This is a genomic window from Trichocoleus sp. ST-U1 (genome assembly GCF_039961835.1).
Classification (GTDB): domain Bacteria; phylum Cyanobacteriota; class Cyanobacteriia; order Cyanobacteriales; family FACHB-T130; genus FACHB-T130.
On sequence record NZ_JAMPJZ010000060.1, the window covers coordinates 1 to 25,954 of the forward strand.

Sequence of the window (25,954 nt, forward strand, 5' to 3'; positions counted from 1 at the left end):
TGGTCTTCAGTAGAATCCTACCCTCCACTCAGCGGCTATTTTTTTGGCGTTGCACCTTGAAAAACTATTTATTTTAGAGACAATCCCTCAGTAAGTTGCCTCTAGAAAAAACCATCTCCTAATTGGACAATGTCATCTTTTTAGCTATCGTCAAGGACGATACACTTGTGCAAGATGCCTTCTTTGGGAAAAAACTCAAAATGCCAGATTCCTTGATGTATCGACAAGATGCCTTCGTTGTTCTGGAACCCAACCAACCAGAGCAGTTCCTCACTCCCGCAGAAATGTTAGAAAAACTGAAGGCAATTTTGGCAACTCGTCAAGATAACCTACCGCCAGATTTGCAAAAATTTCCTTCAGTAGAAGCTCAAGCTGAATACCTGCTAGAAACGTCCTGCGAATTAGATATGGGGCCAGGACAATTTTTACAGTGGTATGTCGTGCGTTTAGAAAAATAAGAGCGGAGTTCCTCCGCCCCTACGTTTAGGGTGTAGCAATTAGCGCCACATCAACACGTTGTTCAGCTGGTTGAGTCACAGTTACGCGCACACCAGGGCCAAAAAACCCTTCTATTTTCTCCCGCTTCTGTTGCCAAACCTCTAGAGGGAAGAGCGGCGACTCAAATTCCAACACCAAAGCGTAAGCCCCATCGATCGCAGTTTCGTGTAATCCTGTTAGCACAGGTCTTTCTTCATCGGTTGGACTCAGCCCCAAGCTGCTCAAAGAGCTATCGAGATGAGCATCTTGACCGTAGCGATAGCGGGTGACATCTAGACGAATTTGGTTTTGAGTTGCAGTTGCTTGCTGTTCTCGGAGTGCCAGTATGTCCTTGGAAGTCGGTTTGCTGAATGGTACGGGCGTAAGTTCTGAGGCTTTGAGGGCAAGTCCTCCCAGCAACAGAGGAACCCCATAAAAGAATCCGGCTAAATTCAGCGTTGGGTTGTCGGTAACGTAAGCGACCAGTCCCGCCAGAAATAAAACGCCACCGACACTTAAACCCAACGTTCCCAAAGAAGTTTGACGTAACATTTTAATTAAGATACCCAATTGACAATCTCTTCAGCTTTATTATCCTTGGCACTGGGTAACATCTCTAGTATGGGTGAAATTTTTGTTAAAACTACGTGCTTTGCTTTGGATAGCGATTGGGAAGCCCAAAGCTGAAGAAGTCTCGCTAATTTGATAGCCCTTGACGAATGAGTGCAGAGTCTGTAAAGTAGCCCATCAACCAACGGTAATTCATAACTCAGGGCGTTTACAAAAGGAACCCCTATTATCAAAATAAGTCGCTGTTGTCCGCCGCCATCAATTCATAACCGAGATAATAAAATGATTCAAGAAGACAATTCCGGGGCTACAAAAAAGAGTAAAGCCATCCTGGATCAACTCAAAACGCTGAAGCAGGAAGATGAAACGCTTTATAACATCTTGGCTGTAGATGTTTGGGCTTTAGCCAAAACAATGGATGAGTTTCAACCAGGATTTTGGTCGGCTTTTATGAAAAATCGAGAGAAGGCGCTGAAGCGGTTTATTTCTGAAGTGATTAAAAATAAGCCTACCGATCCGAAACGTCCTCCTTTCCTTCGCTAGGATTAATTATTGTAAATAAATAATCGACAGAGGAAGCAAACAATGGACCCACAAACACTCAAGCAATGGATTAGCCAGATTGAACTCAAGCGTGAGTCACTGGTAAGGCTTCTGGAGGAACCAAACCTGGGAACTCTACGAATTGATGTTAATCAGGCACTCGAAGAAATTGATGACCTGATTGATGAATTTCGGCGCACCTTCCCAGAGGCAGATGCCAACTAGAAACTAACGCCTTGCCGAGCTGAACTCTAGCCAAGAGGCTACGGCAAGGACACCGATCGCTACTTGCGCCCCTTTCTAATGACTGACTGCCCGCTGCCCAAGCTGCTTGACTAGAGCAATCAGCTCTTGAGTAGCGGTGTCTTTTTTACAGAAAGCATCAATTCTGGCAGTTTGGCTCATCACCTCAATCTGCGGGTCTTCGACTGAGGAATAGGCAATAATCTGAGCGTGCGGATCGATGTGCTTGATCTGGGTAGATGCGCTCAAACCGTCTAAAACTGGCATTTGTAGATCGAGAATAATCACATCAGGGTGGTGACGCTCGACCATCTCAACGGCTTCTTGACCGTTAGTAGCCAATCCAACTAACTCGATGTTTGCCTGACTCTGGAATGCTAATTTCAGGCTAAAACGAGTTAGCTCGTGGTCATCAACAACAAGAACACGAAGAAGGGGGTGCTGACAGGACAACATAAGAGGATAACTATATCATCTGACGGTTCTAGTTTAGGGGCATAGGATACAAATGTCCCTCTACCATCCGAGCGAACTACTGCAAGAAATACTCATTTTACCTCCAAACTAAAGTAGATAATTTTCTAAAGTTTAAATATTTATAAAGAAATCTGAAAGTTTAGTTTTTATATGTTTAAACCAATTGAACAGCCGCTCGTTTCGCTTTTGTCTTTTTAGCGCGATCGCTCTTGAGTTTCAGCCATTCACTTCCAAGGATATCAATATCTTTTCGGGCTGTCCTCTCCACCCAGAGGGATAGACTAAAAGAGCGATCGCGCTCTTGATTGGGTAGAGAGTGCGATCGCAATATCTAGCAATTTCTTGTCTTAATGCACTTATTTACAAGAATACTGCTCAGTCATTACTTACTTGCTAACTGCAACGTTGCTTATTTCCTGGGATTTTAAATTTTAGCTATGTTTCTTTTTCTTGCCACCAGTACCTCCAGTCCCACCTCCAGGATTACCTGGTGACGCGTCAACAGTCACATCCCCAAGGTTACTTGGCTCGTCAAATTTATCTAGTGGCAGAGAATTGGCTTCGAGCGCTACTTCTGAGATTTGTGTGTAGATTTCCTGAAAAGATTCAATTATTTTTTTACTTCTTTCTGAAAAATCTAGATTATTAAAGCTATTATTAGCTGCAACCATCTTCAAGATTTCTAAAGTTGCTTTGCCTTTTCCTCCACTACCTCCAGTACCTCCTCCAGGATTTGCCTGAATCTCCATTCCTGAAACTTTTTTGTAAATATCTTGGAAAGAAGCAACTATCTGGCTAGTTTTTTCACTATTACCTAAATTATTAAAAGACTCATTATTTTCATTAGGTTTAGCCAATTTAAGAATTTCCAAAGATAATTCTAAAGCGTCCATAAACAAATTCTCTACTTTAATGCTACGTCAACTATAAAACTTAATTTATTATAAAGTTAAATTCTTAATATATTTTAAGGTTTAAATTTCGGTTTAGCAATTAATATCTATCTTAGATTTTTTGTTTTACCACACAACTTATAAATGTCTTTATATTTATTTTTAGCATTAGAGTTGGTTCTTAAATACTCGAAAATTTTGTTACAGCTTTGTGTTATTAGAACGGAACTATCTGCTGTCGAGCTACTATCCCAATGATTCAAATTCCATGTTCTTATAGTTGTATCACGGCTAGCACTAACAATTACTTTACTGTCAAAACTAAAGCTTAAATCATAAACTACATCTTTGTGTCGTTTGAGAGGAATTAGTAAATCTCCGGTATCTGCATTCCACAATTGGATTGTTCCATCAGCACTTGTAGCAGCAATTATTTTTCCATTAGGACTGTACTTAACCGTAAATCCTCTATTACTTTTATTTGTTAAAATCTTTACACTCCAATTTTTAGGATTTGTTGTCCATCTCCAAATTCTTATCGTATTATCATCACTAACTGAGACAAGGCTTTTATTATCATAGCCAAAACTTGCGTACCTTACTGAAAATTTATGTCCTACGAAAGTCGTTAATAACGTGCCATCTACTTTCCAAATATTGATCGTCCCATCATCACTTGCAGAGGCAATAAGCTGACCGTCAGGGCTGAAATCTGCTGTTCGCACTATAAACTTATGGTTTGTAAGGATTTTTGGTTTTTTAGTCACTAATTTTGGTGATTGAAAATCTAACTCCCAAATTCTTACACTTTTATCACTACTAGCGGAAACAAGCGATTTATCTTTATAACTAAAAGCTACAAAATTTACATCACTACTATGACCTTTAAGTGTAGTAATTAAAGTGCCATCTTTCTTCCAAACTTTTATTGTTTTATCAGCGCTGGCTGAGGCGATATATTTGCCACTAGGACTAAAGTTTACCATCCAAACTTCATTATCGTGTTTCATGGAATTATGGGTTTTTATTTGAGTACCATCTGCTTTCCAAAGTTTTACCGTTTTATCTGAACTTGCAGAAGCAATAATTTCCTCTTTAGGGCTGAAACTTACACCGTTAACAGCCATTGTATGTCCTTCTATTCGATTGCGTTCCTGTACGCTATCAACCACTATTTTAAGTCGATTTAGTGAGTCAGTATCTCCTTGATTCATTTGTTTCAATTGGTGAATTGCTTGTACACTTGATATCAGTGCTTCAAGTTGATTTCCATTAGTGAAAAGTTGCTCTGATTGTGAAATTAAAGCTCCAACAGCGATCGCTTCGCGTTGTTTCTTCTGTGCTTCGAGTTGTTGTGCCAGTAGTCCAAATCCAAGGGTGAAGGCTGCAAGGATTCCGCCTGTGATCGCAAACCTAGTTCGTTGTTTTTGAACTTTAGCTCTAGCGTCAGCCGCTCTAGCTTCGGCTTCAGCTTTATCTTTTGCTGCCAGCGATTTTTCTATGTCAGCTAAAGCTATAGTTTCGGCTGCCTTGGCTTTTGCCGCTTCTGCTTTAGCTTCAGCTTCGGCTGCCTTAGCCTTTTCGGCTTCGGCTCTAGCTTCAGCTTCGGCTTCACGTTTTGCTGCTTCTATTTTTTCTTGGAGTTCGCGATCGCGTCTCTCCACGCTCTTCTTCAAAAACTCCGCTTCTAGGGGAGGAAGTTGAGTTTGAGTATTATTCATCCACTCTTCAATTGCTGCCAGACGCGCACCTGTTAGCAGCGCGTTATCGGATTTTTGAAACCTTTCAAGCCATTCGCGGCAGTCATCCTCTAGACTTTGATTGAGGCGAATATTGTCGCGGTCTTCTTCAATCCAACTCCGTAGTAACTTCCACTCCGATAATAGGGCTTCATGGGCAACTTCTATAGTGTTTTCATCGGTAATGATCAGGCGTTGCTGTTGATCTGCTAGCAGTCGTACTACTTGTTTCAGTTGTTCGGGGGAATCTGCGATCGTTCTCACTTCATCCCCAGTGGCACGGCGGCGCGTTATCTCATTATCATCGCCTAACTTCACCAATTTCATGAACAGGCGGCGCACAAAAGCTTGATTCTCTGGAATAAAACTCCGGTATAGAATAGTCGCTCGGTTATCCAACGCGCCTTTGACTCCGCCAATCTCCTCATAGTCTTTCCAAGCCAAAAGCGGTTGTCCAGAGGGGGAATCCTGTTCGCAGAATTTTCGCCACAACTCAGAAAGCGCATATTGCAACAGGGGTAATGCACCTGGTTGATTTTCCACATCTTCTGCAATTTGCGACACTAACCCAGGCTCAAAACCGACGCCATGAAGCTCTGCGGGTTTTTCAATTGTCTCCACAATTTCTGAGCAAGACAGTAGCTCAACGACATAAGTTGTCGGTTGAGTGCGATTAATTAAATTTACCGCCTCTGGATAGGCAGCGCATCGGTCGAGGAAATCTCCCCGAATTGCGACAATCACTCTGGTGATTCGGTCGGAAGCCGTTGCTTCATCCGCCATCAACCGCATGAAAGATTGTCGCTTTGCTTCATCATTGCAGAGGGTAAATACCTCTTCAAATTGGTCGATAAATAGGACAAACGGCTTATTTTCTTGATGTCGTCTAGTCAGGATCTCTGTTAGTTTTCCTAGAGGATCAATGCCAGGAGTAAAAATCTCAATTTCCCACTGACTGCTACCGGGAAGGCGATCGCTTTGCAGTTCCGGTAACAAACCCGCCTTCACTAAAGAGGACTTGCCACAACCAGATCGACCAATAACCGAAAGAAATCTAGCATTATTGAGTCTTTCTAGCAGTGCGCGGATAGCTAGTTCGCGCCCGAAAAAATATTTTTCTTTCCCTAGTTCAAAAGCTTGTAGTCCCTGATATGGATTCTCTCGATTAAAAGTAACACTAGCAGATAGAGTGTTTTCATTTAGCGGATAATTCACTACCGTAATTGACTTACCCCAACCCATGCGGATTGGTTCCTGCCTTTTACCTTTGAGCTGTCTGCTGATGTGATCGAACAAGCGATCGCCACTGACACTTCCATCTTTTCCAGCATTCTCTAACGCCAACCCATCGAGAACTGCTCCCGTAAAGACATCGTGCTTTTCGTCGTGCATCGCCCACGCTTGCTCGAAGGTTCTACAGGCTGTAATTATGTAGTAATCTTTTTGGGAGCTAAAAGCTGTAAGCGTTTGTTCTACTAGCTGGCGTTCCAGAAAATAGCCACCATGACAGCAATCTAGAAGCAAAACTAAACTACTGAGTTCGGCAGCTCGAATCAGCTCATTGAGACTATCTAAGGCAATTCCATGTTGTTGCCCGACAATACGCTTCCCATCCGTCTCCAGCACGCAATCCGAAGTTGCTAAATACCCTTTAGTTTGCCCTAAATTATCTGATACTGTAATCCCGTGTCCGCTGAAGTAGATGAGCGCATCGCTTCTATATGCCTGTTCCAGCAGAAACGTTCTTAAAGCTTGCCCCAGTTCGGTGCCAGTTACCGCCTTTGTCCCGATTTCATAGTCATTCTGCTGTTGATTCCAACGCTCAGGCAGTCGTTTAACAATCTGGAAATCGCCGTATTGCTTGAGTATCTGTCCTACAGCCTCCGCATCAGTGACTGTCTTGGGAAGGCGTGATAAGTTTGAGCTTTGATATTCAGAAATTCCAATAACAAGGGCGTATCGAGCCATTTAGCAACCTGGTTTCAAAATATTGAATTAGTTGACAGGCACCCTCAAGGACGATGTTAATTGAGACACCAGGATAGCTTAGCAAGATCGAAACTGGCTCTAACTTTACAAAAAACACACGAAAACTTACAAAGAGGCAGCCCATGTCAGAAGTGCAACGTCTGCTTATAGAAGAGGATGGTCAAAAATACGAAATATATGTTGAGACAAAATCTAGTCCCATCATGCCTCCTGCAACAGCACCAGAAGATTACGATCCCAACCAATCAATGGGCTTCCGAGAAGACGCTGTCATCAAAATGCAGCAAGCGCGGCAAATGATTCGGGGCTACGCAACTTATGCCATCAGTGCTTTTAAAGACTTCGGTGCCGCTGAGATTGAGGAAGTGACACTGAAATTTGGCATGAAACTGGGTGGTTCAGCAGGTATCCCTTACATTACTGAAGGGAAGGCTGAGAGCAACTTAGAAATCGAAGTCAAGTGTAAGTTTCCCGATAAATCAAAACCGGGTTCGCCGCCGCCAAATTCAGTATCCTAAAGCACAACAACTGAAAACAAACACCCCACTTTTCCTCAAAACTCGCAATCTAGGCTAAATCATCCCTGAGTTTCACCCAGAGGGTAGAACCCGAAAGCTGCCAGCCTTTGTACCGTGTTGGTTGTGGAGAGGGAGTTATTCATGCAGATACAGACACCGGATTGGGTTAAGCACGCGGTTTTTTACCAGATTTTTCCGGATCGCTTTGCTAAAACGAAGCATTCTCACAAGCGGCTTTTGAAGGATACCCGATGGGAAGATTGGCACGAAATACCGACGCTTCAAGGGTACAAGGGCGGTGATTTGTGGGGGGTGATGGAACAGCTGGATTACTTGCAGGATGTAGGGATTAATGCGATTTACTTTACCCCCATTTTTCAATCGGCTAGCAATCACCGCTATCACACCCACGACTATTACCAAGTCGATCCGATGTTGGGGGGGAATGGCGCTTTTCGGGAGTTGCTGGAAGCTGCTCACGAACGGGATATCAAAGTTGTACTGGATGGGGTGTTTAATCACTCTAGTCGGGGCTTTTTCTTTTTCCACGATGTTCTGGAAAATGGCCCCCATTCGCCTTGGGTGGATTGGTTCAAGATTGAAGGCTGGCCTTTATCGGCGTATAACGGCGATTTTCCGGCGAATTATGAGGGCTGGGACGGAAATCGGGCGCTGCCAGTGTTCAACCATGAAAATCCGGAAGTGCGGGAATATATTATGGAGATTGCCGAATATTGGATTAAATTCGGCATCGATGGCTGGCGCTTGGATGTGCCCTTTGAGATTAAGGCTCAAGGATTTTGGCAAGAATTTCGCGATCGCGTAAAAGCCATTAACCCAGAAGCTTATATCGTGGGGGAAGTCTGGGGAGATTCCCGCGAGTGGCTGGATGGGACTCAGTTTGACGGGGTAATGAACTATCTCTTTGCTGCGCCGACGATTGCTTTTGCCGCAGGCGATCGCGTAGACATTGAGCAAGTGAAAGATCGCTCTTACCATCCCTACCCGCCCCTCTTTGCACCAGAGTATGCCGAAAAAATCCAGCAATTGTTGGATTTTTATCCGTGGGATATTCAACTGACTCAGTTGAATTTGCTAGCTAGCCACGATACGGCGCGACTGATTTCTATTGCAGGCGGTGATAAGGAGAGTGTTCAACTAGCAACATTGCTGCTATTGACTTATCCAGGCGCGCCCAGCATCTACTATGGTGATGAAGTGGGATTACCGGGAAAACTCGATCCGGATTCGCGTCGAGGTTTTCCGATGGAAGCTCACTGGGAGCGTGATGTTCTAGATTATCACAAGCAACTCATCGCCCTGCGTCACCAATATCCTGCCTTGCGTACAGGTTCTTACCACGTTCTGTTTGCGGAAGGAACCGTTTACGTCTTTGCTCGGAAATTGGGAGATGAGGAACTGATTGTTGCCATTAACGTGGGGACGGCACCGGCAGATCATGTGAGTTTTGAGGTGACGGGGCTACAATCCAAGCCTAATCAGCAATTGTATGGCACTGCCGAGGTGTCATGGAGCGGTGAGGGAGAATCCAACCATCTGTCCTTGCATTTGCCAGCGCGTAGTGGATGCATCCTGGGTTAAACGAATTTCGCGAATGTTTGCGAAGAAGGGTGGATTGATTAACCTTTAATTGCCTGCGTAGGGGCGTGTTTGTGCCATGTCCTTACAGAATGTGAATTTGACCAATTATTTAATCCACATTCCTTGGCGATCGCCCAAATCAAAAGGAGGCACCTTTGCAAAGGTGCCTCCTTTTTTATGTCAGCAAATCGAATTTTAAATTTTTACGATGTCGTTTAGATCGCACTAACTCCAAATTTGCTTTTGTCTTACCATTACCCAGTTTTTGGTCAATAAATTCTGTCTGAAGACAGAATTCAGCAGCAGAAATTAGTGCCTATTTAGACATTATCGTCGGTGTAAGTACTGAATCAATGACATGGATGACGCCGTTATCGGTAAGGATATCTGTTTTTAGCACCTTCGCATCATTCACTTTAAAACCGTCGTCGGTGCTATCAATCCCCAGAATGCCGCCCTCAACTGTCTCAGCGGAATCTATCTCGACGAAGTTATCAGTTCTAACATCCCCAAACAGGACGTGATACATTAAAATTTGCTTCAGCTTGGGGATGTTGTCCATCCAAGAAGCCAGTGTATCCTCTGGAATTTTGGCAAATGCTTCGTCGGTTGGAGCAAAGACAGTATAGGGTCCTGGACTCTTGAGAATCTCAAACAGACCAGCAGCCTCAAGAGCATTAACCAGAGTTTTGAAAGATCCTTCATTAGTGGCAGTTTCTAAAAGGTCAGCCATGCGTTTTGATGATTTTAAGTGAGTGTCCTGTTTAGAGATACTCGCTATAAGACTTGCAGTGCATCCTTCAAAAGTATTGAAGGCGCGATCGCTATTAGGTTAGCACCGCTACCCATTTCATCTCATTTCGCTAGCGTGCAGCCACTCATCAGATCCCCCAAACCCCTTTACACAACTCAACTACTGGAACGAATGCCACGTTGTTGTAGCTGCTGAATAAAAAAGTCTTCTAGAGAAGGACGGGAGAGGTTCATTGTCGTCAGATGAGCACCCATCAAACGGAGGCTAGCCAGAAACTCTTGGGGTTCGCCTTGTAAGTGACCATGCCAGCCATTATGCTCAAATGCTAAATCGGGTATCCAGCGTTTGAGAACTTCTAGGTTTCCGCCTTTACCTCTGACATGGTAGGATTCGGCGATGCCAAGGAGTTCATCGAGGGAGCCGACGCAAATCAGCTCACCTTGGGCGAGGATAGCGACGCGATCGCATATCTGCTCCACTTCCGCCAGAACATGACTATTAAAAAAAATTGTCTTTCCCTGCTTTTTGAGCGATAAAATAATCTCTCGCATCTGGTACCGCCCCATTGGATCAAGACCTGACATCGGCTCATCCAGAAATACCAGTTCTGGATCGTTAATCAGCGCTTGAGCCATGCCTACCCGTTGCAGCATCCCTTTAGAATACTGACGCATCTGCTTTTTACGGGCAGCGGATTGAGCCAATCCAACTAATTCCAGTAGTTGGGGAATGCGTTGACGCTGCACTGATTTCGGGATTTGAAATAATCCAGCCGTAAATTGCAAAAACTCCCAGCCGGTGAGAAAGTCATAGAAATAGGCGTTTTCCGGTAAATAACCGATGCGTTGTTTCACCTCGCGATCGCCCAAAGGTTTTCCCAGAAGTACCCCTCGTCCACCCGTAGGGCGTACTATTCCCAAAAGCGTCTTTAACAGCGTCGTTTTCCCAGCCCCATTCGGTCCTAGCAGCCCAAACGTTTCCCCCTCAAACACTGACAGCGTGCAGCTTTTGAGAGATTCAATTTTTTGATTTAGCCAAAATCCGGTGCGATAAACCTTTCGCAGTTCAAAAGTCTGTACTACCGATTGACGGTAAACGGTAATCGGTTCCCCTGACTTATCTTCAACAGAATTCATATTAGTTCGGCAAGCGATCGCATTCTCTACAATATTATTGATTCCCTATTTTGCCGACTTTCGTGTCAGTTCAAGATAGAAAATGGAATAGTAATGTTACGAGGAAACTGATGGAACGCTCAAAGATTGTGGCAATTATCACTGGGGCAATTTCTATAATTCTAGCGATCGCCTATCTGCTGCTGGTTCAGTTACTAGACTTCCGGGGTGAAATGATACCCGCACCCACAAGTCAATTGCCGCCAGTCGTGCAAGTTGCCCAAATATCCGCGATTCAGCTTTTATAGAGAGCAATGTCTAATCGGAGTTACGCCATCCTGGGAACAGGAGCGCTGGGGGGCTACTACGGAGCTAAACTACAACGGGCGGGGCTGAATGTCCACTTCCTGTTGCACAGCGATTACGAACAAGTCTGTCAACAGGGTTTAGTCATTGAGTCCCCAGACGGCGATTTTACCCTCCCTCACGTTAACGCCTACCCTGACGCTAACAAAATGCCACCTTGCGATGTAGTGGTTGTAGCGTTAAAAACGACGCAAAACCACCTGCTGCCTAAAATGCTGCCATTTATGGTTAAGGATGACGGCGTTGTTTTGGTGCTGCAAAATGGTCTAGGCGTTGAGGAGAAAGCCGCCAAAATTGTGGGTTCGGAACGGGTGATGGGAGGCTTGTGCTTTCTCTGCTCTAATAAAGTGGGGCCAGGACACATCCGCCACCTAGACTATAAGGCGATTACACTCGGCGAATATACCCCCGATTATCAACCCGCCGGGATTACCGAGCGAATGCGTCAGATTGCGGGTGACTTTGAAAGTGCTGACATCCCTATCCAACTTGCTGAAGACTTGCTGTTTGCTCGTTGGCAGAAATTGGTGTGGAATATCCCATACAACGGGCTTTCTGTGGTTCTTGACGCCACAACAGATGAGCTGATGAGCGATCTTCACACGCGATTATTAGTCGAGCAGTTAATGAGTGAAGTGCTGGTAGGTGCATCTGCTTTTGGTCGGAAGATTCCTGATAGCTTTGTCGAAAAGATGCTCGATCACACGGCAAAGATGAAGCCGTACCGCACCAGTATGAAAATCGACTATGACGAAGGGCGTCCTCTAGAGGTGGAAACCATGTTCGGCAATCCGCTACAAACTGCACAAGCAGCAGGTGTTGATTTGCCGAAAATTGCGATGCTTTACCAGCAGCTAAAATTTTTGGACGCTAGAAATCGCCATAAATAAAAATGTTTTTTGGGCATACAAATTCCCATAGTTTAAATATATTTAAACTATGGAAAAAGTAGTATTAAAAAATACTTAATTGTGAAAAAATCACCTTTAGAAAACCCAATATTTACCGTCCCAAACGTTCTATCAAAAGCAGAGTGTGCCGAGTATATCGTCTTAACCGAAAACATAGGCTATACTCCGGCTGGTCTCACCGTAGGACAGGATGAATACATAATGGCTCCATCAATCCGAAATAACGATCGGGTGATTTTGGATGATGAAGAACTTGCGGCAAATTTATGGCATCGTGTGGAAACTTATGTCCCCAGAATCGGTAACTGGTGTGCAATGGGACTTAATGAGCGCTTGCGGTTCTACCGATACGATCCGGGTCAGCGCTTCGCACCGCATCACGACGGTAGTTATTGGCGAACAAACGGCGACCATAGCCGTTTAACTTTTATGATTTATCTGAGCGAAGACTTTGAGGGAGGCGAAACTCTGTTTTTTTCACCCAACGTCTCTATAGTTCCTCAAATCGGTATGGCGCTGTTCTTTATCCACGAAATAAAACATGAAGGCGCACCCGTAATCCAAGGTCGAAAGTATGTACTGCGTTCAGACGTGATGTACACGTATGCGAGCCAATAAAAATCGGGGGAAGTTGACTTTTAAAAAAGGGCGATCGCTTTACACAATTTAATTTAATTATTTTTTTCTGATAAATAATTGTAAGGTCAAACGGCTGTTTCCCCGTTTATTTATACCCCGTGTACAACTTTTTATGTTATCGTCTTCGCTAACCCTGTAATGGATTCCGCTCAGAATAACAATTTTAAAAAAGCTGCCTATCGCCTATCTTTACTTTACCCAGTAGGGAGCTGCTGGGAGTTGCATTGTTTAGCTTAGAGGATAAGAAATAAAAAAGGAGATTGGGAAGTTTTGTGTTCCCCTTCTCCAATTGCTATGACGATAAATGAAAAACAGTAATTTAAAGGTTGTTGAGCATCTGAAAAATCGTCATTTTATGATTCATGAAAGAAAGTAAAAAAGTGAGGTTCTCTTTCTTCAATCGTTTTTGTAGATTTTGGCGATATATTCGGGTTTTTTGTCAGATCCTTTTTTGTCGGATAAGGTTCTTCCGCTAAAGGCGAAAAATATCCAGGTGAAGGCAATTGCGGCAATCGTTAATTCCATAGAAATTTCTCCAAGTTAAGCAAGCTGTCTTGTTAACCTTATTAATCAACTCAAGAATTGCTATATCCGGATAAATTTCAGGTTGGCAGATAAAATTTATTTGTAGATCAAGAGAATTTGCAAGCGCACCCTTAATCTGTAACCCAGAACTGGTATATTTCTGGGTGTTACCAATGAAGGAATATCGCTTCGCAAACGCTACTATTGTTGAGGCGGATCTGATTGGCGTTCCTCTTGCGGTTCTTTCGCTTCTGCTAAAGGTTTGACGACTCGCGCGATCGCTTCTTGCACAAATGTCTTGATAAACTCATCCCGGCGATTTAGCTGAAACTGTCGCTGCACAACTTCTGTAATTCCGCCATCGCCCCAATCTTGATCGTGACGGAAGTATTCAATAAAACTCTTCCCAGCAATTCGAGTCAAATAAGCGGCGGTAACGCCTTGAATCACCTTACCAATAGGATAGGCGGCGACACTCAGTTGGAGGACTCTAGAAAGCAACTCAATTGCTCCCTGGACAATTCCCAAACTCGCGAGAGTTTTCCCTAAAGAAAGCGCTAATTCGCGCCCTCGATCCATATTCAGCTCGCAGCCGTAAATTCTGCCAATTTCTACAACCATTTGGGCATTTACAGCGGCGGTTGCTAGCAAATCCACCACTGGCAGGGGTGTCACGGTGATGACACCCGCCCCAATCCACTGAAAACGTTCTACCACCTTCTCCGCTTGGCGTCTGCGCTGAGCATCCAGCAGGCGTCGCGCTTCGTCTCCCAGTCTCTGAGATTGCAGTAGGATGTTGTCAGCGACTAGGTCTTCCCCTTCGGCTCTAAGAACCACTGCCATGCGGCGAATTAACGGCATCACATCCGGTTCGGGTTGGAAGGTTTCGCCACTCTCCAATTCGGCAAGCTGGGGATTCGCGGCGATCGCAACCACATCGGCGGTAGCGATAAATCCCCGCACTCGTTCCCGCAGACGCGCCAGAATTGTTTCCTTATCGGTGTCTGTATAAAGATCGGTTTTGTTGAGGATCAGCAGCGATCGCTTGCCAATCTCTGCCAAGGTTCGCAACGGGTTATACTCGGACTGCCGTAAGTCATTATCTACGACAAATAACAACAAATCCGCTTCAGTTGCCAATTGCCTTGCCAGTTGTTCTCGCTGAGTTCCCGCCACCCCTGCTTCTAAAATTCCGGGCGTATCGGTAATTAAAATTTGCCGATTTAAGCCTTTCAACTTGAGAACGTAAGTTTCCCCTACCTCCGTCGTTCCCATTGGCGCGTCTACCCGTCCTACCATGCGCCCAATCAGGGCGTTCACCAGAGAAGTCTTGCCAGCCGAACCCGTGCCAAATACGACGACTAACAGTTCCCCACGCGCCAAATTTGCTTCGATTTCGCGCGATCGCTCAAGTAATGCCTGCCGCGACACCTCATCCTGAATCTGTGCCACTTGCTGCCGCACTGCTTTGAGGGTTTCTGAAGCCGCCTCTGTCTTCGCTTCCGGGACTTTCGGCAATCTGCGGCGTTGCCGCGAACCTTTTGCAGTCCCCTGAAGAATCATCACATAGTAGATAAATCCACCGATTAGCACCCCCAGTAGGACAATCAGCAACAAAAGCAGCAGATTTCCCAGTAAAGGTGCCGTAAAAGAAATCTGAATATACAGCCGATAGAGAGAATTAATCAGCCACAGCATCAGCCCCAGAATTACACTGAGGCCAACGATCAGCGTTAATAAGCGCGACAGGGGCATGAACGGGATTGTGGTAAGGAGATGCTTCTAATCTTAATCTCCCTATCATTGTCTGCTATCAGCAACAGGCAAGAGATGCTTCCACGAATAAAGTAGAGCCTGTTGCCGTGATTTTTTCTCGGCTAGATAATTAAAACAAAGCGTCTTTCTGAGTAATTTTAAAAAACAGTAAATTATAATACAAACTAGCTTTTAAAATTATCCCCCACCGGATAGATCGATGATCTCTGAGCCAAACGTCAGGAAGCCTCAGATACGCTTAGGCAGTGCGTTCCCTCACCCAGTCAGTATCACAGGCTGGCTCAGCCGGGTCACTGGTCGTTTCAGCGTTAGCCAAAAAATTAGTTATGGATATGGGCTAACCCTAGGCATTGCCGTTTTGGGAACGGCTGCCGGATTTATGATTGGAGATTACTATCAGCAACGAGCTACGAAGTTGCATGAATATAGCAACCAAGAACTCAACCTTCTCCATCGCTTGCAAAATGGCGTACTACAGGCACGTACGCACCAACAACAATTGATTCCGCTAGCAGAAAATCCGGAATTGTTTTGGGACGAATACTCTCATTTTCTGGAACATACTGCTGAAATTAAGCGGATATTGTCTCAAATCAAATCTTATACAAACAGCGCCGTTTATCAACGCGAGGCAGCGGCTCATGTACACGCTGATGGAATACCCAGTTTTCTAAAAACTTACGAAAACGTACCAGAAATCTATTTTCATCAGGTTGATGAATTAGTACAGCAAATTGAGCTGTCTCATTTAAAGCCAGATAAAATTCAGGAAGCACAAAAACTACTTTTAAATTTTACGAATGGTTCTGTAGCGCTAAATTTTGATGGTCTCTCAGACGACTTAACTGGAGTTATTCAGGGATCTTACCAGGATGTTAAGCAGGCAGAACTGGCTTTGATTGCTGCGGAAACAATCCGATTTAAAATTATTGTTGCAAGTATTTTATTGTCAATTGCGATCGCTATCCTTTTAGCCATCTACACTTCTCGCGCCATCGTCCGTCCCCTGAAAGCTGCAACTGATGTAGCACAGCGGGCAACTCAAGAATCTAATTTTGACTTGCAAGTGCCGATTACAACTGAAGATGAAGTGGGAATGTTGGCAACCTCCCTCAATCAGCTCATCCTCCAGGTGGGGCATCTTTTGCAAGAACAAAAAGCAGACAGCGAGTTACGGCTAATCCAAAGTGAGAAAATGTCTAGCTTGGGGCAAATGCTTGCCGGAGTCGCCCATGAAATCAATAATCCGGTTAACTTCATCTATGGCAACTTGGCTTATGCGGGTGACTACGTTAAAGAACTTCTCGCATTACTAGAAACTTATCAAGCTGAAATTCCCAATCCGCCTGAAACGATTCAAACTCAAGCAGAGGAAATTGATATCGATTTTCTTAAACAAGACCTGCCTAAAGTTCTGCAATCGATGAAAGTCGGTTCTGACCGAGTTCGACAAATTGTTCTAAGTTTAAAAGATTTTTCTCGCCTCGATGAGCCACAACCGAATTCTGTAGATTTGCACGCCTGTCTTGATAGTACCCTGCTGATTTTGAACAATCGGATTAAAAATAATATCAATATTATTCAAAACTACGGCGATATCCCAGCTATTGAAGGTTACACCGGCTTGCTTTATCAGGTATTTATGAATTTACTCAGCAATGCGATTGATGCTCTAGAAGAGGCAAAAGAGCCTGGAGAAATCGTGATTTCTACAGAACGCCTAAACAAGGATACCGTTGGGGTGCGGATTGCTGACAATGGTTCTGGCATTTCACCAGAACATCAAGAGAAAATATTTGATGCCTTTTTTACCACGAAGCCGAGAGGCATTGGTACGGGCTTGGGTCTATCAATCAGCCATCAGATTATCGTAGAGAAACATGGCGGTAATTTTAGCTGCAAATCAGAAGTTGGTAAAGGGACAGAGTTAGCGATCGCTTTACCGATCAAACATCAAGTCGGTGTCGCATCAACATCAACAACAAAAATTCTCTGCTAATAGCTAGAGGCGAACTACAGTCCAAAAGTGAGACATTTTGTTCAAGTTATCGGAGTAGAAAGAGTTATGGGGCTTTTTGACCAAATTATCAATGCCTTAGACAGTCCAGATCGCGAAGCGACTCCCGGACAGATGGATAATATTTTTGGCACCGTGCAGCAGGTAGGCAATAATTATGGTGCCGACCCGTCAGCAGTGCAATCTACAATGTCCCTTGTAGGTAACTACGTGCGCTCTGCTCTACAACAGAAGCAAGCTACCGAAGGCCCTCAACAAGCGCAAGCCCTTGTCAATCAATATGGCGGCACTTCTCCCAATCCTCAAGCTGTTGATGCGCTTTTTGGTTTTTCTCAAGTGCCGCAAATCGTGCAAGTAATTGCTCAAAGAACCGGCTTGAATCCGGCGATGATTCAACAGATGTTGCCGATTCTCGTTCCCCTGGTGTTAAATCTTCTAAAAACTGGCTCCAGCGCTCAAAATCCGCACGGGTCGAATCCAGTTCTGAATACTTTCTTAGATGCCGACCGCGATGGCGATGTTGATATTGCTGATGCGATGCAGTTAGCAGCTCGCCATCTGGGTAGATAAAGCAGGGAATGGGTAATGAGTATCCCATTACTCATTACCCATTATTAATATCTAACCGCTCAACCCCCTCAATTTCCAAAATCAAATCGGCACCATAGACTTTGGAAGGCGTCTGAAAGCCGACACTCACCTGTCCGGCAAGCACCTTAGTAACAATAGCCAGCGCCGTCAGTGCTGTGAGCGTATAGCCTTCTGGACATTGCAGTCGGGATACCTTAGTTGCGCCATCATCTGACACCTCTCCCCACAATCTAGTTTTCCCCTGTTGCCTCTGTGCATCGGTTGGTCCTGGTGGTTGAGCTTGGATTAGACGTTTCTGTAAGCTTTGCATGGGTGGTGACCCCAATAACCAACCCAAATATCTACTTGCGACTAGCGCCCAGTAAGTGGAGGGAGGGGTTGCCATATAAACTTCAATATTGGGAATCCCTGTGCTGTAGAAAGCGGTAGACACATCTCCCCAAGGAAGTGTGGTGCCTAAAACAGGGCCTTCTCCAAAGTCGATGGTTCGAGTTTTCCAAGCAGTCGGAACCGGAGTCAGAACGCCACCCCGCCGCACTAAGCCTCCTTGCTTCTGAGCTTCCACGATTGTTGTGGCAGTTCCCCGCGATGTCTGACCGGCGGTGAAAGCCAGCGCCAGACTTGTTGCTGAAGGCAGCTGTCTCTTGAGATGAGCCGCGAGACAGTCAGAAGGAACGACATCAAAACCGACGCCGGGAAGCAGCATTACGCCTGCTTTTGTTGCCTCAGCATCTTTGGCAGCGATCGCCTCGAATACTGCCACCTCTCCGGTAATATCCAGATAATGGGTTTTTGTCCGCAGGCATCCTTCAACCATTGGCTTGGAAGTACCGGAGAATGGCCCTGCACAGTGGAGTACCGCTGCGACATCCTTCAGTGCCGCATCCACGGCGGATTCATTTTCTAAGCTAAAGGCGTGGTGTTCTAAACCAAGCGATGTCGCTAACGGCTGCAACTTTTCAGAATTGCGTCCTGCCAGAATTGGGCGTAACCCTTGCTGCACTGCCAATCGCGCAATCAGGGTTCCGGTATAGCCATTCGCACCGTATAACAAAAAGTTTGAGGACATTAGTACAGAAGTTACGACACAGCAGAGATAGAAAGCGATCGCTCTTTTTATCCCGCTTTGTCAATTGAGGGTATAACAGTCGAGCGACTGCATACTTACTATTGTCCGCTTGGGAGTGTTTTCTTCAATACGGCAAAAGGTACAGGTAAGATGACAGAATGTTTGCTTGGCTTTGCTTCCCACCCTAGGATAGCTATGGCACTGATTCAATCGTCTCGCCCCTGAAACTATGTTGGCTGCAATTTTATTTGACTTGGACGGGACTCTGGTAAATACTGACCGAATCCATTACAAATCTTGGCAGGATATTTTAAAACAATACAATATTGATATTGACGAAAATTTTTACCAAAACCGGATTAGCGGACGCCTTAATCCAGTTATTATCCAAGATATTCTCCCTCAGTTATCCTTATCAGAAGGCGAACAACTCGCTGAAGCGAAAGAAGCTTATTTCCGAGAATTATCACCAGAACTTAAACCCCTGGCTGGACTTTCTAAAATTTTGGCATGGACAGAAGAATTAGAATTGCAACGAGCAGTTGTCACAAATGCACCGCGTAAAAATGTCTACTTCATGCTAGAAGCTTTGGGTTTGATAGATGCCTTCGCCACCCTTGTTTTAGCGGAAGATGCGATCGCAGGCAAGCCCGATCCGGCTCCCTATCAGCTGGCGTTGGATTATTTTGGAATTAAAGCGGAACAAGCGATCGCGTTTGAAGATTCTCCCTCCGGGATTCGTTCCTCGGTAGGCGCAGGCATTCCGACAATTGGCATTGCCTCCACCTACGATCCCAAAGTTCTCTGCGACTGTGGAGCAATTTTTGCCGTGCCTGATTTCACCTCTCCACAATTGTGGGCATGGCTAGATTCTCCCACAAAAATTTATCCCAATCCTAATTGAATTTATTAACGCTACACTCTCTTCCCTATAAAGCACTGAGGACGAGTAAGAAGAGATATCTCCGATTTTATGAATGAATTAGGATTGCGATATTTATATTTCTGTGGATGTACAGTTTGATTTTTGTAGAGGTAGGTTTGATAGCCAGAGACCTAATTTGCCCCTAAAATTGGGATAAAGCCGCCCTCCGCCACTCAGCCCTCTTCTGTCACTTTCCGAAGTAAGCAAGTAGTAAATAACGGGACTTAAACAGATTTCAAGCCCAAATAAAACCCAAAGCAGCTTTATAGGCTGAGAATACATCTCGATTAGCGTTCACCCACTCCATAAAACGGAAAGACATCGCTGTCCGAAACGCCTCTAATGCTTCAGTAAAGGTATTTAAAGGTTTGTTAGCCCAGCGCCTTCTTAAGCCTCCGGTTAAGGTGTGCCATAAAATAAATGTATAGGCACAAAACACAAGAATGAAATGACGCATTAAGCTACGAAAATCTCGGACTTGATATTCAGATAACCCTAACCATCCCTTTGCTTCGCGATAAAAAACTTCTACCCAATTCCTTTGAGCATAGGTGGTTACTATCCACTCGGCTGTAGCAATGGATGAGCCAACATTTGTAATAAAATAGTCAATGTCGCTGGCTTCACAGAAGGTTGAGGCATTCATGACGATAGCAATTGTTCTCGTTCCTTTGTGTCTTGATAGTTCAACTTCAAGAGTCGCCACCCAAACGGTTTTCGGTTTATCTAGATTGAGTTTAATAGGGATAAAAGCATCACTAGGCAATGATTCAGCGAAATAGCTCAAGCAAAGCTCTTCTCGACTATTTGCCTGTGTCTCAATTATTACCTTACGATTTTTGGCTAATCCACCTAAATACTTTAATTTCCTTTTTTCCAGTTCCAGCAGAAACGTTGTGTTATTTCCATAGCCAGCATCAATTAGCACGATACCGGGTCGATATCCTCGAACCAAGCTACGGTCAATTAAATTTAAGGCTAATTCCGGCTTCTTCTTAAACGCTTTGTCTTTTTTTTCTTCAGGTAAAGAACTAGCGTGTTGATATAACTCTATATCTAAAGGCAGGCTTTTTTTGCCATCATATAGATGAGTTGTTACCACCACTATCCCATTATCGGTTTTCCCGATTTCTCCAATATATTGCCGCCCCACTCCTGCTGTAAAATTGCCACTTTTTCTATGTCCTGAGTCATCAACAATTAGGGTAAATCCACGACTAATCTTCGTTTGAGAACACTGATTCATTACCTCTAAGCGACGCTGATTCACCTGTTGGGCATCCCAAGGCGCTTCCGTCAAAAAATGGTGTAATCGGTGGTAAGTCACTCCCACCGCGTTATCCGCCATTTGAGACAGGTTTTTTCGTTCACTTTCCCCCAATAATCCGCTTATATAGTTCCTAAACTCCCGTTTTTGGGCTTGATGCGTCAATATATCATCAAAGCGTTTGCACCATCTATTGAAGCAAGGGGGCATGGCGGCGGGAGTTGTCTCTTTCATTTATCACACCATAACGTGAAATGGTTGCCATGCCTGTATTATACCTTTTTAGAGTCTTGTTTTTCGTTTAAGCACCGATAAGTGAAATTATCCAGAAGCATAGCAGGGTTTAAATTGATTCATTGCAGCAATTAAATGATTAAATCCTAGTAATAAATGTGAATCAGGGAAAATGTTTAGCCAGGGATAAATCATCCAAAATAGTAAGAGTAGTTGAATAATTAGACGCCAATTATTTATAGTATTCTTCCATCCGCATTCATGGTTCTATTGCTGATGATTTGAAAAATCAATAGAACTAGTTTCTTTTACCTCAGTCTCAATTTTACAAGATTGATTTAAGCCTAAAAAGGCTGGAGAATTTAAACTAATCATTGTGTAAACACAAAAAATTAGTTCCCACCATCTCTCAATATGTTGGAAATTCGTGAAACGGTAATCTGTCCAGCCCAGTTCCTGCTTACACTGTCGAAAACCATATTCCACCCAAGTTCTTAATCCATACAGGTTACCTAAAATTTTCTTCAGGTTCCCTTGCAGATTTGTCATTATGAAAGAAGTAGAATTCTCCGGCATGGTTTCTGGGTCTGTAGTTATTTCCCAGTGAGTTATGGCTCTCTTTTTACCATAGATTATTTCTCTAATATATCTAATTTCTGATTTTTGATCGCTAGAGGTTCTTTCAAATCTACACCACTTGTTCGCCCTCACCCCCTGACCTACTGGTAGCCAAACTCCATGATTACTTCTTATTGCTACGACATAATCTAATTTGTATTCAGCGAGTTTTCTAATGAATTGACTACTTTCACCATATAAGCTATCAGCTAGTACTAATTCAATAATAAACCCTGATTCAATTAATTCAGTAATAATTTCTAATGCCAACTCTATTTTCGTTTTATATTTATCCTCTGGTTTTAGCGTCCCTTTTGGTTTGAATACTTTTACACTTAATGGAAAAGTTATATTAGAGTCAACTCCATAGGCATTGACGGAAACTATCCCATTCTCCACTTTCCCCACACTTCCTAAATATTGTCTTGCTACATAATCGGTCTTTTTCCCTTTCTTCCTATCTCCTGTTTCATCTATTACTACCGTAATCGCCTGCCCATTTAGTGCTTTCTTGAGTTTATTTAATCTTCGGTGTTTTAATTTATCTCCTGACCAATCTGAGTTGGCTAGAAAATGATGTAATGACTGGGCGGAGTTTATACTTACGACTTTTGCTATCTCTGGTAATGATTTTCTTTTGATTGGTGACATTATTCCCAGATGTAAATATTTGAAGCACTCATAATTTCTTACTTCTTTAAATAGGTCTTTATACTCGGCACAATATTCATCTATAATGGCAACTGTTGGGTGAGCATCTCTTGCCAAATGTTTCAGGATTTGTAATTCTACATCCATTGCCCTACTTACCTTTCAGGGTTTTCTTTTTTTCTTCTTTTATTCAGAATACCCGGAAAGTGACAGAAGAGGGATAATTCTCATCGGAGTTTGAGTATCATCCAAACAGGAAGTAACCCTACAACTCTCGGTTATGAGTGTACTTGTTTGACTGGATGCTAGAGACTTTTTCTACAGTTAGGGAAAGTTTAGTAGGAGAGAAATAAAAAAAAGGCGATCGCGTTAAACGCGATCGCCTTTTTTCTTTGGGTTAAGAGTTATGGGTCAAGAGCCATTGATAGACTCACGACGAATAACTCAGGACTAATGATTAAAGACTCAGATTACTTAGTTTCCGTCACCCGCCAGCTGAGTTTTAGATTGATCCAGAAATTCCACAAAGTCACCGCAGCGATCGCAATTAGCTTCGCAACGTATTGATTCACACCCAGGACATTGAACAGCAAATTCAGGATCAAAAGGTTTAATACCAGCCCACTCAGACAGACCAGATTAAATTTCAACAGCCGCTTGAACCGCTTGTTCCATCCCTGTTGGCGACTGGAAATGTCAGCAAAAGTCCAGCTGTCATTCCACAAGAAATTATTGATAATTGCCAACTCCGAAGCCAAAGCTGCACTGCTCGTCAGTCCCAATCCCACTTGGGTACGCAGCAGATAAAAGACTGCCATATCTACAAATACGCCACTGAAACCGACTGCACCAAATCGGAGAAATCGACCAATGGGCCAGCGGGAAAGGCGTAACCTCAGTAGATGCCGCAGATAATCTACATATTGCTTCGCACTGACCTTACTTTCCCCCGCTTGGCGTTCTTGAAACACGTAGCCTGCTTCAGCAATCCAACGGATATCGCCCCGACCCAGCACCTCAATTAAAATTTTGTAACCCACCGGACTCAGTGTTTTGCCCACCAAGCACTCGCGGCGTACCAAAAAATAACCACTCATCGGATCGGAGACACGACCCACTACTCCAGGCAGCAGTATTAACCCCAGCATCTGGGCACCACGAGATAAAAATCTACGTATAATACTCCAGTCGCTGACGCCGCCACCTTCCACATGGCGACTAGCCGCTGCCAAATCTGCGCCCCGATCCATTTTCGCTAACAGCTGCAATAACAACTCTGGTGGATGCTGGAGATCGGCATCAATTACGCCTAATATCTCTCCCCGCGCTGCCTGCCAGCCGCGAATTACCGCTGTCGAAAGTCCCCGTTCTTCAATCCGCCGCATCACTCGCAGATGCGGATACTCCAACATCAGAACCTGAGCGATTTCCCAAGTTCCGTCGGGGCTATTATCATCGACCACAATCAGTTCATAGTCATTCGGGATAGCTCCATCCAACAGCTGAGTCAGTAATCGGACAATCTCCCGGATGTTGTCCCCTTCGTTATAGGTAGGAACCACTAAAGAAAAACGGAGTGGGCGTGTATGGGCGTACCCACGCTCTTCCCCTAATTTCTCGAAATTCTTAGAGCCTGCTAAAGCCGTGGGAAGACCTAATTCAGCGATTTGCAATGATTCTGATGGAACCCGCAATAGGGGTGGCAATCCAGGAAGTGTGGGATTGTTTTTAATATCTTTGCGGCTTTCCACCATATATCTTTATTCCTCTTTAAAGTCAATAAAATCAAATACTTGCAGCTAAACTTAGAGCCTGAGCGATGTTCTCAGATTCAGCCTGTCCAGACTTCAGAGAAATCTGACCCTCTAATCTTGAGATCCTTAAAAAGATCCGTAAAAATTAGCGGATCCTGTCAGGTACGCAAACTTACGGTTTTAGGGCTGCTCTATACTACGCAACAAGTACTTAATACCACATCCGTACGGCAGTATCTTTACTTAATCTTTAAATTAGTAAGTAGATTTACAGGTCAACCTGTAAAGATTGAGTGAAATGATATCTAAGCTACTGCAAATGTTACAAGATTGATGTAAAAGAGCAAATCAATTTTCTTCAGTAAGACTCCCAAGAGATTACCTTTTTACCTAGAAAAGAGATTTTAATAAATTGTAATATATAAGTCAGTAAAAATTCGCATAAAAAAGTCTGCTGACACAATAACTTGATTTGAATATCCGTAAATTTGCTCAAGATTGCATCTTTATCTCAAGTTACACTAATGGGCAACTTTTTCTTAGCCTCTTTTTTCAGGACGATAGAGAATCGAAATGTCAAGCAAATTTTGACAAGATCCTCCAGTCCCCGCTGCATTAGGGGAGAAATCCCAAAAATTGCACGCTGGGTTTAATTTTCGATCTTTAATTGTTTTTGTAGAGATTGGCGCATCACGTCCACTGGCGGCTCGCGGTTTAACCAGATTTTCAGGGCGGCGGCTCCTTGTTGGACGAGCATTTCCAGTCCATCAACGATAATTGCGCCTTGTCTTTGTGCTTGTTGCAAAAACCGGGTAGGGTTGGGCTTGTAAATCAGATCGTAAGCGATCGCGCCTTCTGGCAAATTGGCGATCGCTTCTGCGTCTAAAGGAGACTCGTCAACCTTCGGGTACATCCCAACAGGTGTTGTATTGACTAACAAAGATGCCTGAGAAATCAGATTCGGGAGTTCTTCCCAAGAATGGGTGCTGATTTCTACTGGTAAGGATGAGTTGCGCCAGCTGTCTTGAAAGGCGGTTAAATTCTCCCGGTTTCGCCCAACAACATGGATTTGGGCACAACCTAGTTTTTTACAACCAGCAACTACTGCCCGCGCCGCACCACCATTGCCTAAAATGACCGCTACACTTTGGCTCCAATCGCCCTTGTCAGCTTCCAGGGGGGCGAGGAAGCCTTCAACATCCGTATTCGTACCAACCCATCCCTTATCCGTCTTGGTAACGGTGTTGACGGCTCCTATCGCTTGGGCAATGTCGGATACTTCTGATAGCAGGGGGATAATTGCCTGTTTGTGGGGAATGGTAACGCTAAAGCCCGCAAAATTATCCATTGCGGCAAAACCGGCGATCGCTTTCTCTAAATCTTCCGGCGCGACCGACAAAGGTACATAAACGCAATCTAATCCTAAATGAGCGATCGCCGCATTGTGCATCACTGGCGATAGGGAATGCCCGATGGGATGACCAATCACCCCTAGAAGTTTGGTTGTACCTTGAATCATCTGCATTTGGAAAAGTTGGTAACAAGCATCGCTTCTTACTACCATACGGCTATCGGAAATCTTGTTGACAAGCAATTAAGAGCGACTTGTCACGGGGATGAGAAAAATCATTAACGACCGACAACTGACAACAGATAAATAACCAAGCTCAGCAAAACTGAGTTGTATGCCA

At 44.2% G+C, this 25,954-nt stretch carries 24 protein-coding genes and 1 pseudogene; 11 read left to right on the top strand and 14 right to left on the bottom strand.

Annotated elements, in window-relative coordinates:
* The first annotated feature begins 200 nt into the window (after positions 1-200).
* Positions 201-458, top strand: a complete 258-nt coding sequence (locus tag NDA06_RS18980; protein WP_190410511.1) for a chlororespiratory reduction protein 7 — start codon at positions 201-203, stop codon at positions 456-458.
* A gap of 25 nt (positions 459-483) precedes the next feature.
* Here NDA06_RS18980 and NDA06_RS18985 read toward each other — a convergent pair whose 3' ends face one another.
* Positions 484-1,029, bottom strand: a complete 546-nt coding sequence (locus NDA06_RS18985; RefSeq protein WP_190428357.1) for a DUF2854 domain-containing protein — start codon at positions 1,027-1,029, stop codon at positions 484-486.
* 300 nt (positions 1,030-1,329) lie between these two features.
* Here NDA06_RS18985 and NDA06_RS18990 point away from each other — a divergent pair, with 300 nt between their 5' ends.
* Both NDA06_RS18990 and NDA06_RS18995 read left to right on the top strand, forming a co-directional pair.
* Positions 1,330-1,590: a hypothetical protein gene (locus NDA06_RS18990; protein ID WP_190428356.1), complete on the top strand. Its 261-nt coding sequence runs from the start codon at positions 1,330-1,332 to the stop codon at positions 1,588-1,590.
* A 42-nt stretch (positions 1,591-1,632) separates the two neighbouring features.
* A complete protein-coding gene (locus NDA06_RS18995; protein WP_190410508.1) occupies positions 1,633-1,815 on the top strand; it encodes a hypothetical protein in 183 nt (60 codons plus the stop codon).
* A gap of 75 nt (positions 1,816-1,890) precedes the next feature.
* Here NDA06_RS18995 and NDA06_RS19000 read toward each other — a convergent pair whose 3' ends face one another.
* The 4 genes from NDA06_RS19000 to NDA06_RS19015 all read right to left on the bottom strand — a co-directional run bounded on the left by NDA06_RS19000 (position 1,891) and on the right by NDA06_RS19015 (position 6,910).
* Positions 1,891-2,289 (bottom strand): response regulator transcription factor, encoded by a 399-nt coding sequence (locus tag NDA06_RS19000; RefSeq protein WP_190985941.1) that lies wholly within the window; start codon positions 2,287-2,289, stop codon positions 1,891-1,893.
* A gap of 175 nt (positions 2,290-2,464) precedes the next feature.
* Positions 2,465-2,638, bottom strand: a complete 174-nt coding sequence (locus NDA06_RS19005; protein WP_190985942.1) for a hypothetical protein — start codon at positions 2,636-2,638, stop codon at positions 2,465-2,467.
* A 103-nt stretch (positions 2,639-2,741) separates the two neighbouring features.
* Positions 2,742-3,203 (bottom strand): hypothetical protein, encoded by a 462-nt coding sequence (locus tag NDA06_RS19010; protein ID WP_190985943.1) that lies wholly within the window; start codon positions 3,201-3,203, stop codon positions 2,742-2,744.
* 107 nt (positions 3,204-3,310) lie between these two features.
* On the bottom strand, positions 3,311-6,910 hold the full coding sequence (locus tag NDA06_RS19015) for a caspase family protein (protein ID WP_190985944.1): 3,600 nt from the start codon (positions 6,908-6,910) through the stop codon (positions 3,311-3,313).
* Positions 6,911-7,053: 143 nt separating this feature from the next.
* Between NDA06_RS19015 and NDA06_RS19020 the strand changes: the two genes are divergently transcribed.
* Both NDA06_RS19020 and NDA06_RS19025 read left to right on the top strand, forming a co-directional pair.
* Positions 7,054-7,449 carry a CU044_2847 family protein gene (locus NDA06_RS19020; protein ID WP_190431582.1) on the top strand — a complete coding sequence of 132 codons (396 nt, stop codon included), beginning with the start codon at positions 7,054-7,056 and terminating at the stop codon, positions 7,447-7,449.
* A gap of 141 nt (positions 7,450-7,590) precedes the next feature.
* Positions 7,591-9,051, top strand: a complete 1,461-nt coding sequence (locus NDA06_RS19025) for a glycoside hydrolase family 13 protein (RefSeq protein ID WP_190410505.1) — start codon at positions 7,591-7,593, stop codon at positions 9,049-9,051.
* A gap of 316 nt (positions 9,052-9,367) precedes the next feature.
* On the opposite strand, the gene NDA06_RS19030 is transcribed toward NDA06_RS19025, so the two are convergent.
* Complete coding sequence (locus tag NDA06_RS19030; protein ID WP_190410504.1) at positions 9,368-9,784, bottom strand: fasciclin domain-containing protein; 417 nt, start codon at positions 9,782-9,784, stop codon at positions 9,368-9,370.
* A gap of 176 nt (positions 9,785-9,960) precedes the next feature.
* Positions 9,961-10,941 (bottom strand): ABC transporter ATP-binding protein, encoded by a 981-nt coding sequence (locus NDA06_RS19035; protein WP_190530165.1) that lies wholly within the window; start codon positions 10,939-10,941, stop codon positions 9,961-9,963.
* A gap of 110 nt (positions 10,942-11,051) precedes the next feature.
* Between NDA06_RS19035 and NDA06_RS19040 the strand changes: the two genes are divergently transcribed.
* The 3 genes from NDA06_RS19040 (at position 11,052) to NDA06_RS19050 (ending at position 12,815) form a co-directional block, all read left to right on the top strand.
* On the top strand, positions 11,052-11,228 hold the full coding sequence (locus NDA06_RS19040; protein WP_190530435.1) for a hypothetical protein: 177 nt from the start codon (positions 11,052-11,054) through the stop codon (positions 11,226-11,228).
* Positions 11,229-11,234: 6 nt separating this feature from the next.
* Complete coding sequence (locus NDA06_RS19045) at positions 11,235-12,176, top strand: putative 2-dehydropantoate 2-reductase (protein ID WP_190985945.1); 942 nt, start codon at positions 11,235-11,237, stop codon at positions 12,174-12,176.
* An 81-nt stretch (positions 12,177-12,257) separates the two neighbouring features.
* Entirely contained in the window at positions 12,258-12,815 is a 558-nt protein-coding gene (locus NDA06_RS19050; RefSeq protein ID WP_199324093.1) for a 2OG-Fe(II) oxygenase, read from the top strand.
* Between the two features lie 417 nt (positions 12,816-13,232).
* Here the strand turns inward: NDA06_RS19050 and NDA06_RS19055 are convergent, their stop codons facing one another.
* Both NDA06_RS19055 and NDA06_RS19060 read right to left on the bottom strand, forming a co-directional pair.
* A complete protein-coding gene (locus tag NDA06_RS19055; protein WP_277877468.1) occupies positions 13,233-13,361 on the bottom strand; it encodes a hypothetical protein in 129 nt (42 codons plus the stop codon).
* 201 nt (positions 13,362-13,562) lie between these two features.
* Complete coding sequence (locus tag NDA06_RS19060; protein WP_190535035.1) at positions 13,563-15,116, bottom strand: GTP-binding protein; 1,554 nt, start codon at positions 15,114-15,116, stop codon at positions 13,563-13,565.
* Positions 15,117-15,336: 220 nt separating this feature from the next.
* Here NDA06_RS19060 and NDA06_RS19065 point away from each other — a divergent pair, with 220 nt between their 5' ends.
* A complete protein-coding gene (locus NDA06_RS19065; RefSeq protein ID WP_190985946.1) occupies positions 15,337-17,136 on the top strand; it encodes an ATP-binding protein in 1,800 nt (599 codons plus the stop codon).
* Between the two features lie 66 nt (positions 17,137-17,202).
* Positions 17,203-17,724 carry a DUF937 domain-containing protein gene (locus NDA06_RS19070; protein WP_190535041.1) on the top strand — a complete coding sequence of 174 codons (522 nt, stop codon included), beginning with the start codon at positions 17,203-17,205 and terminating at the stop codon, positions 17,722-17,724.
* A gap of 34 nt (positions 17,725-17,758) precedes the next feature.
* Here NDA06_RS19070 and NDA06_RS19075 read toward each other — a convergent pair whose 3' ends face one another.
* Positions 17,759-18,814, bottom strand: a complete 1,056-nt coding sequence (locus NDA06_RS19075; RefSeq protein WP_190985947.1) for a saccharopine dehydrogenase NADP-binding domain-containing protein — start codon at positions 18,812-18,814, stop codon at positions 17,759-17,761.
* Positions 18,815-19,043: 229 nt separating this feature from the next.
* Here NDA06_RS19075 and NDA06_RS19080 point away from each other — a divergent pair, with 229 nt between their 5' ends.
* Positions 19,044-19,718 carry an HAD-IA family hydrolase gene (locus tag NDA06_RS19080; protein WP_190985948.1) on the top strand — a complete coding sequence of 225 codons (675 nt, stop codon included), beginning with the start codon at positions 19,044-19,046 and terminating at the stop codon, positions 19,716-19,718.
* 256 nt (positions 19,719-19,974) lie between these two features.
* On the opposite strand, the gene NDA06_RS19085 is transcribed toward NDA06_RS19080, so the two are convergent.
* From NDA06_RS19085 to NDA06_RS19100, 4 genes and pseudogenes are all read right to left on the bottom strand, one after another.
* A complete protein-coding gene (locus tag NDA06_RS19085; protein ID WP_190985949.1) occupies positions 19,975-21,240 on the bottom strand; it encodes an IS701 family transposase in 1,266 nt (421 codons plus the stop codon).
* Positions 21,241-21,327: 87 nt separating this feature from the next.
* Positions 21,328-22,656 (bottom strand): annotated as a pseudogene (locus NDA06_RS19090) (IS701 family transposase).
* A gap of 323 nt (positions 22,657-22,979) precedes the next feature.
* A complete protein-coding gene (locus NDA06_RS19095) occupies positions 22,980-24,263 on the bottom strand; it encodes a glycosyltransferase (protein ID WP_190535164.1) in 1,284 nt (427 codons plus the stop codon).
* Between the two features lie 649 nt (positions 24,264-24,912).
* Positions 24,913-25,782, bottom strand: coding sequence for a shikimate dehydrogenase (locus NDA06_RS19100; protein WP_348251809.1), 870 nt, complete (start codon positions 25,780-25,782; stop codon positions 24,913-24,915).
* Positions 25,783-25,954: the final 172 nt, after the last annotated feature.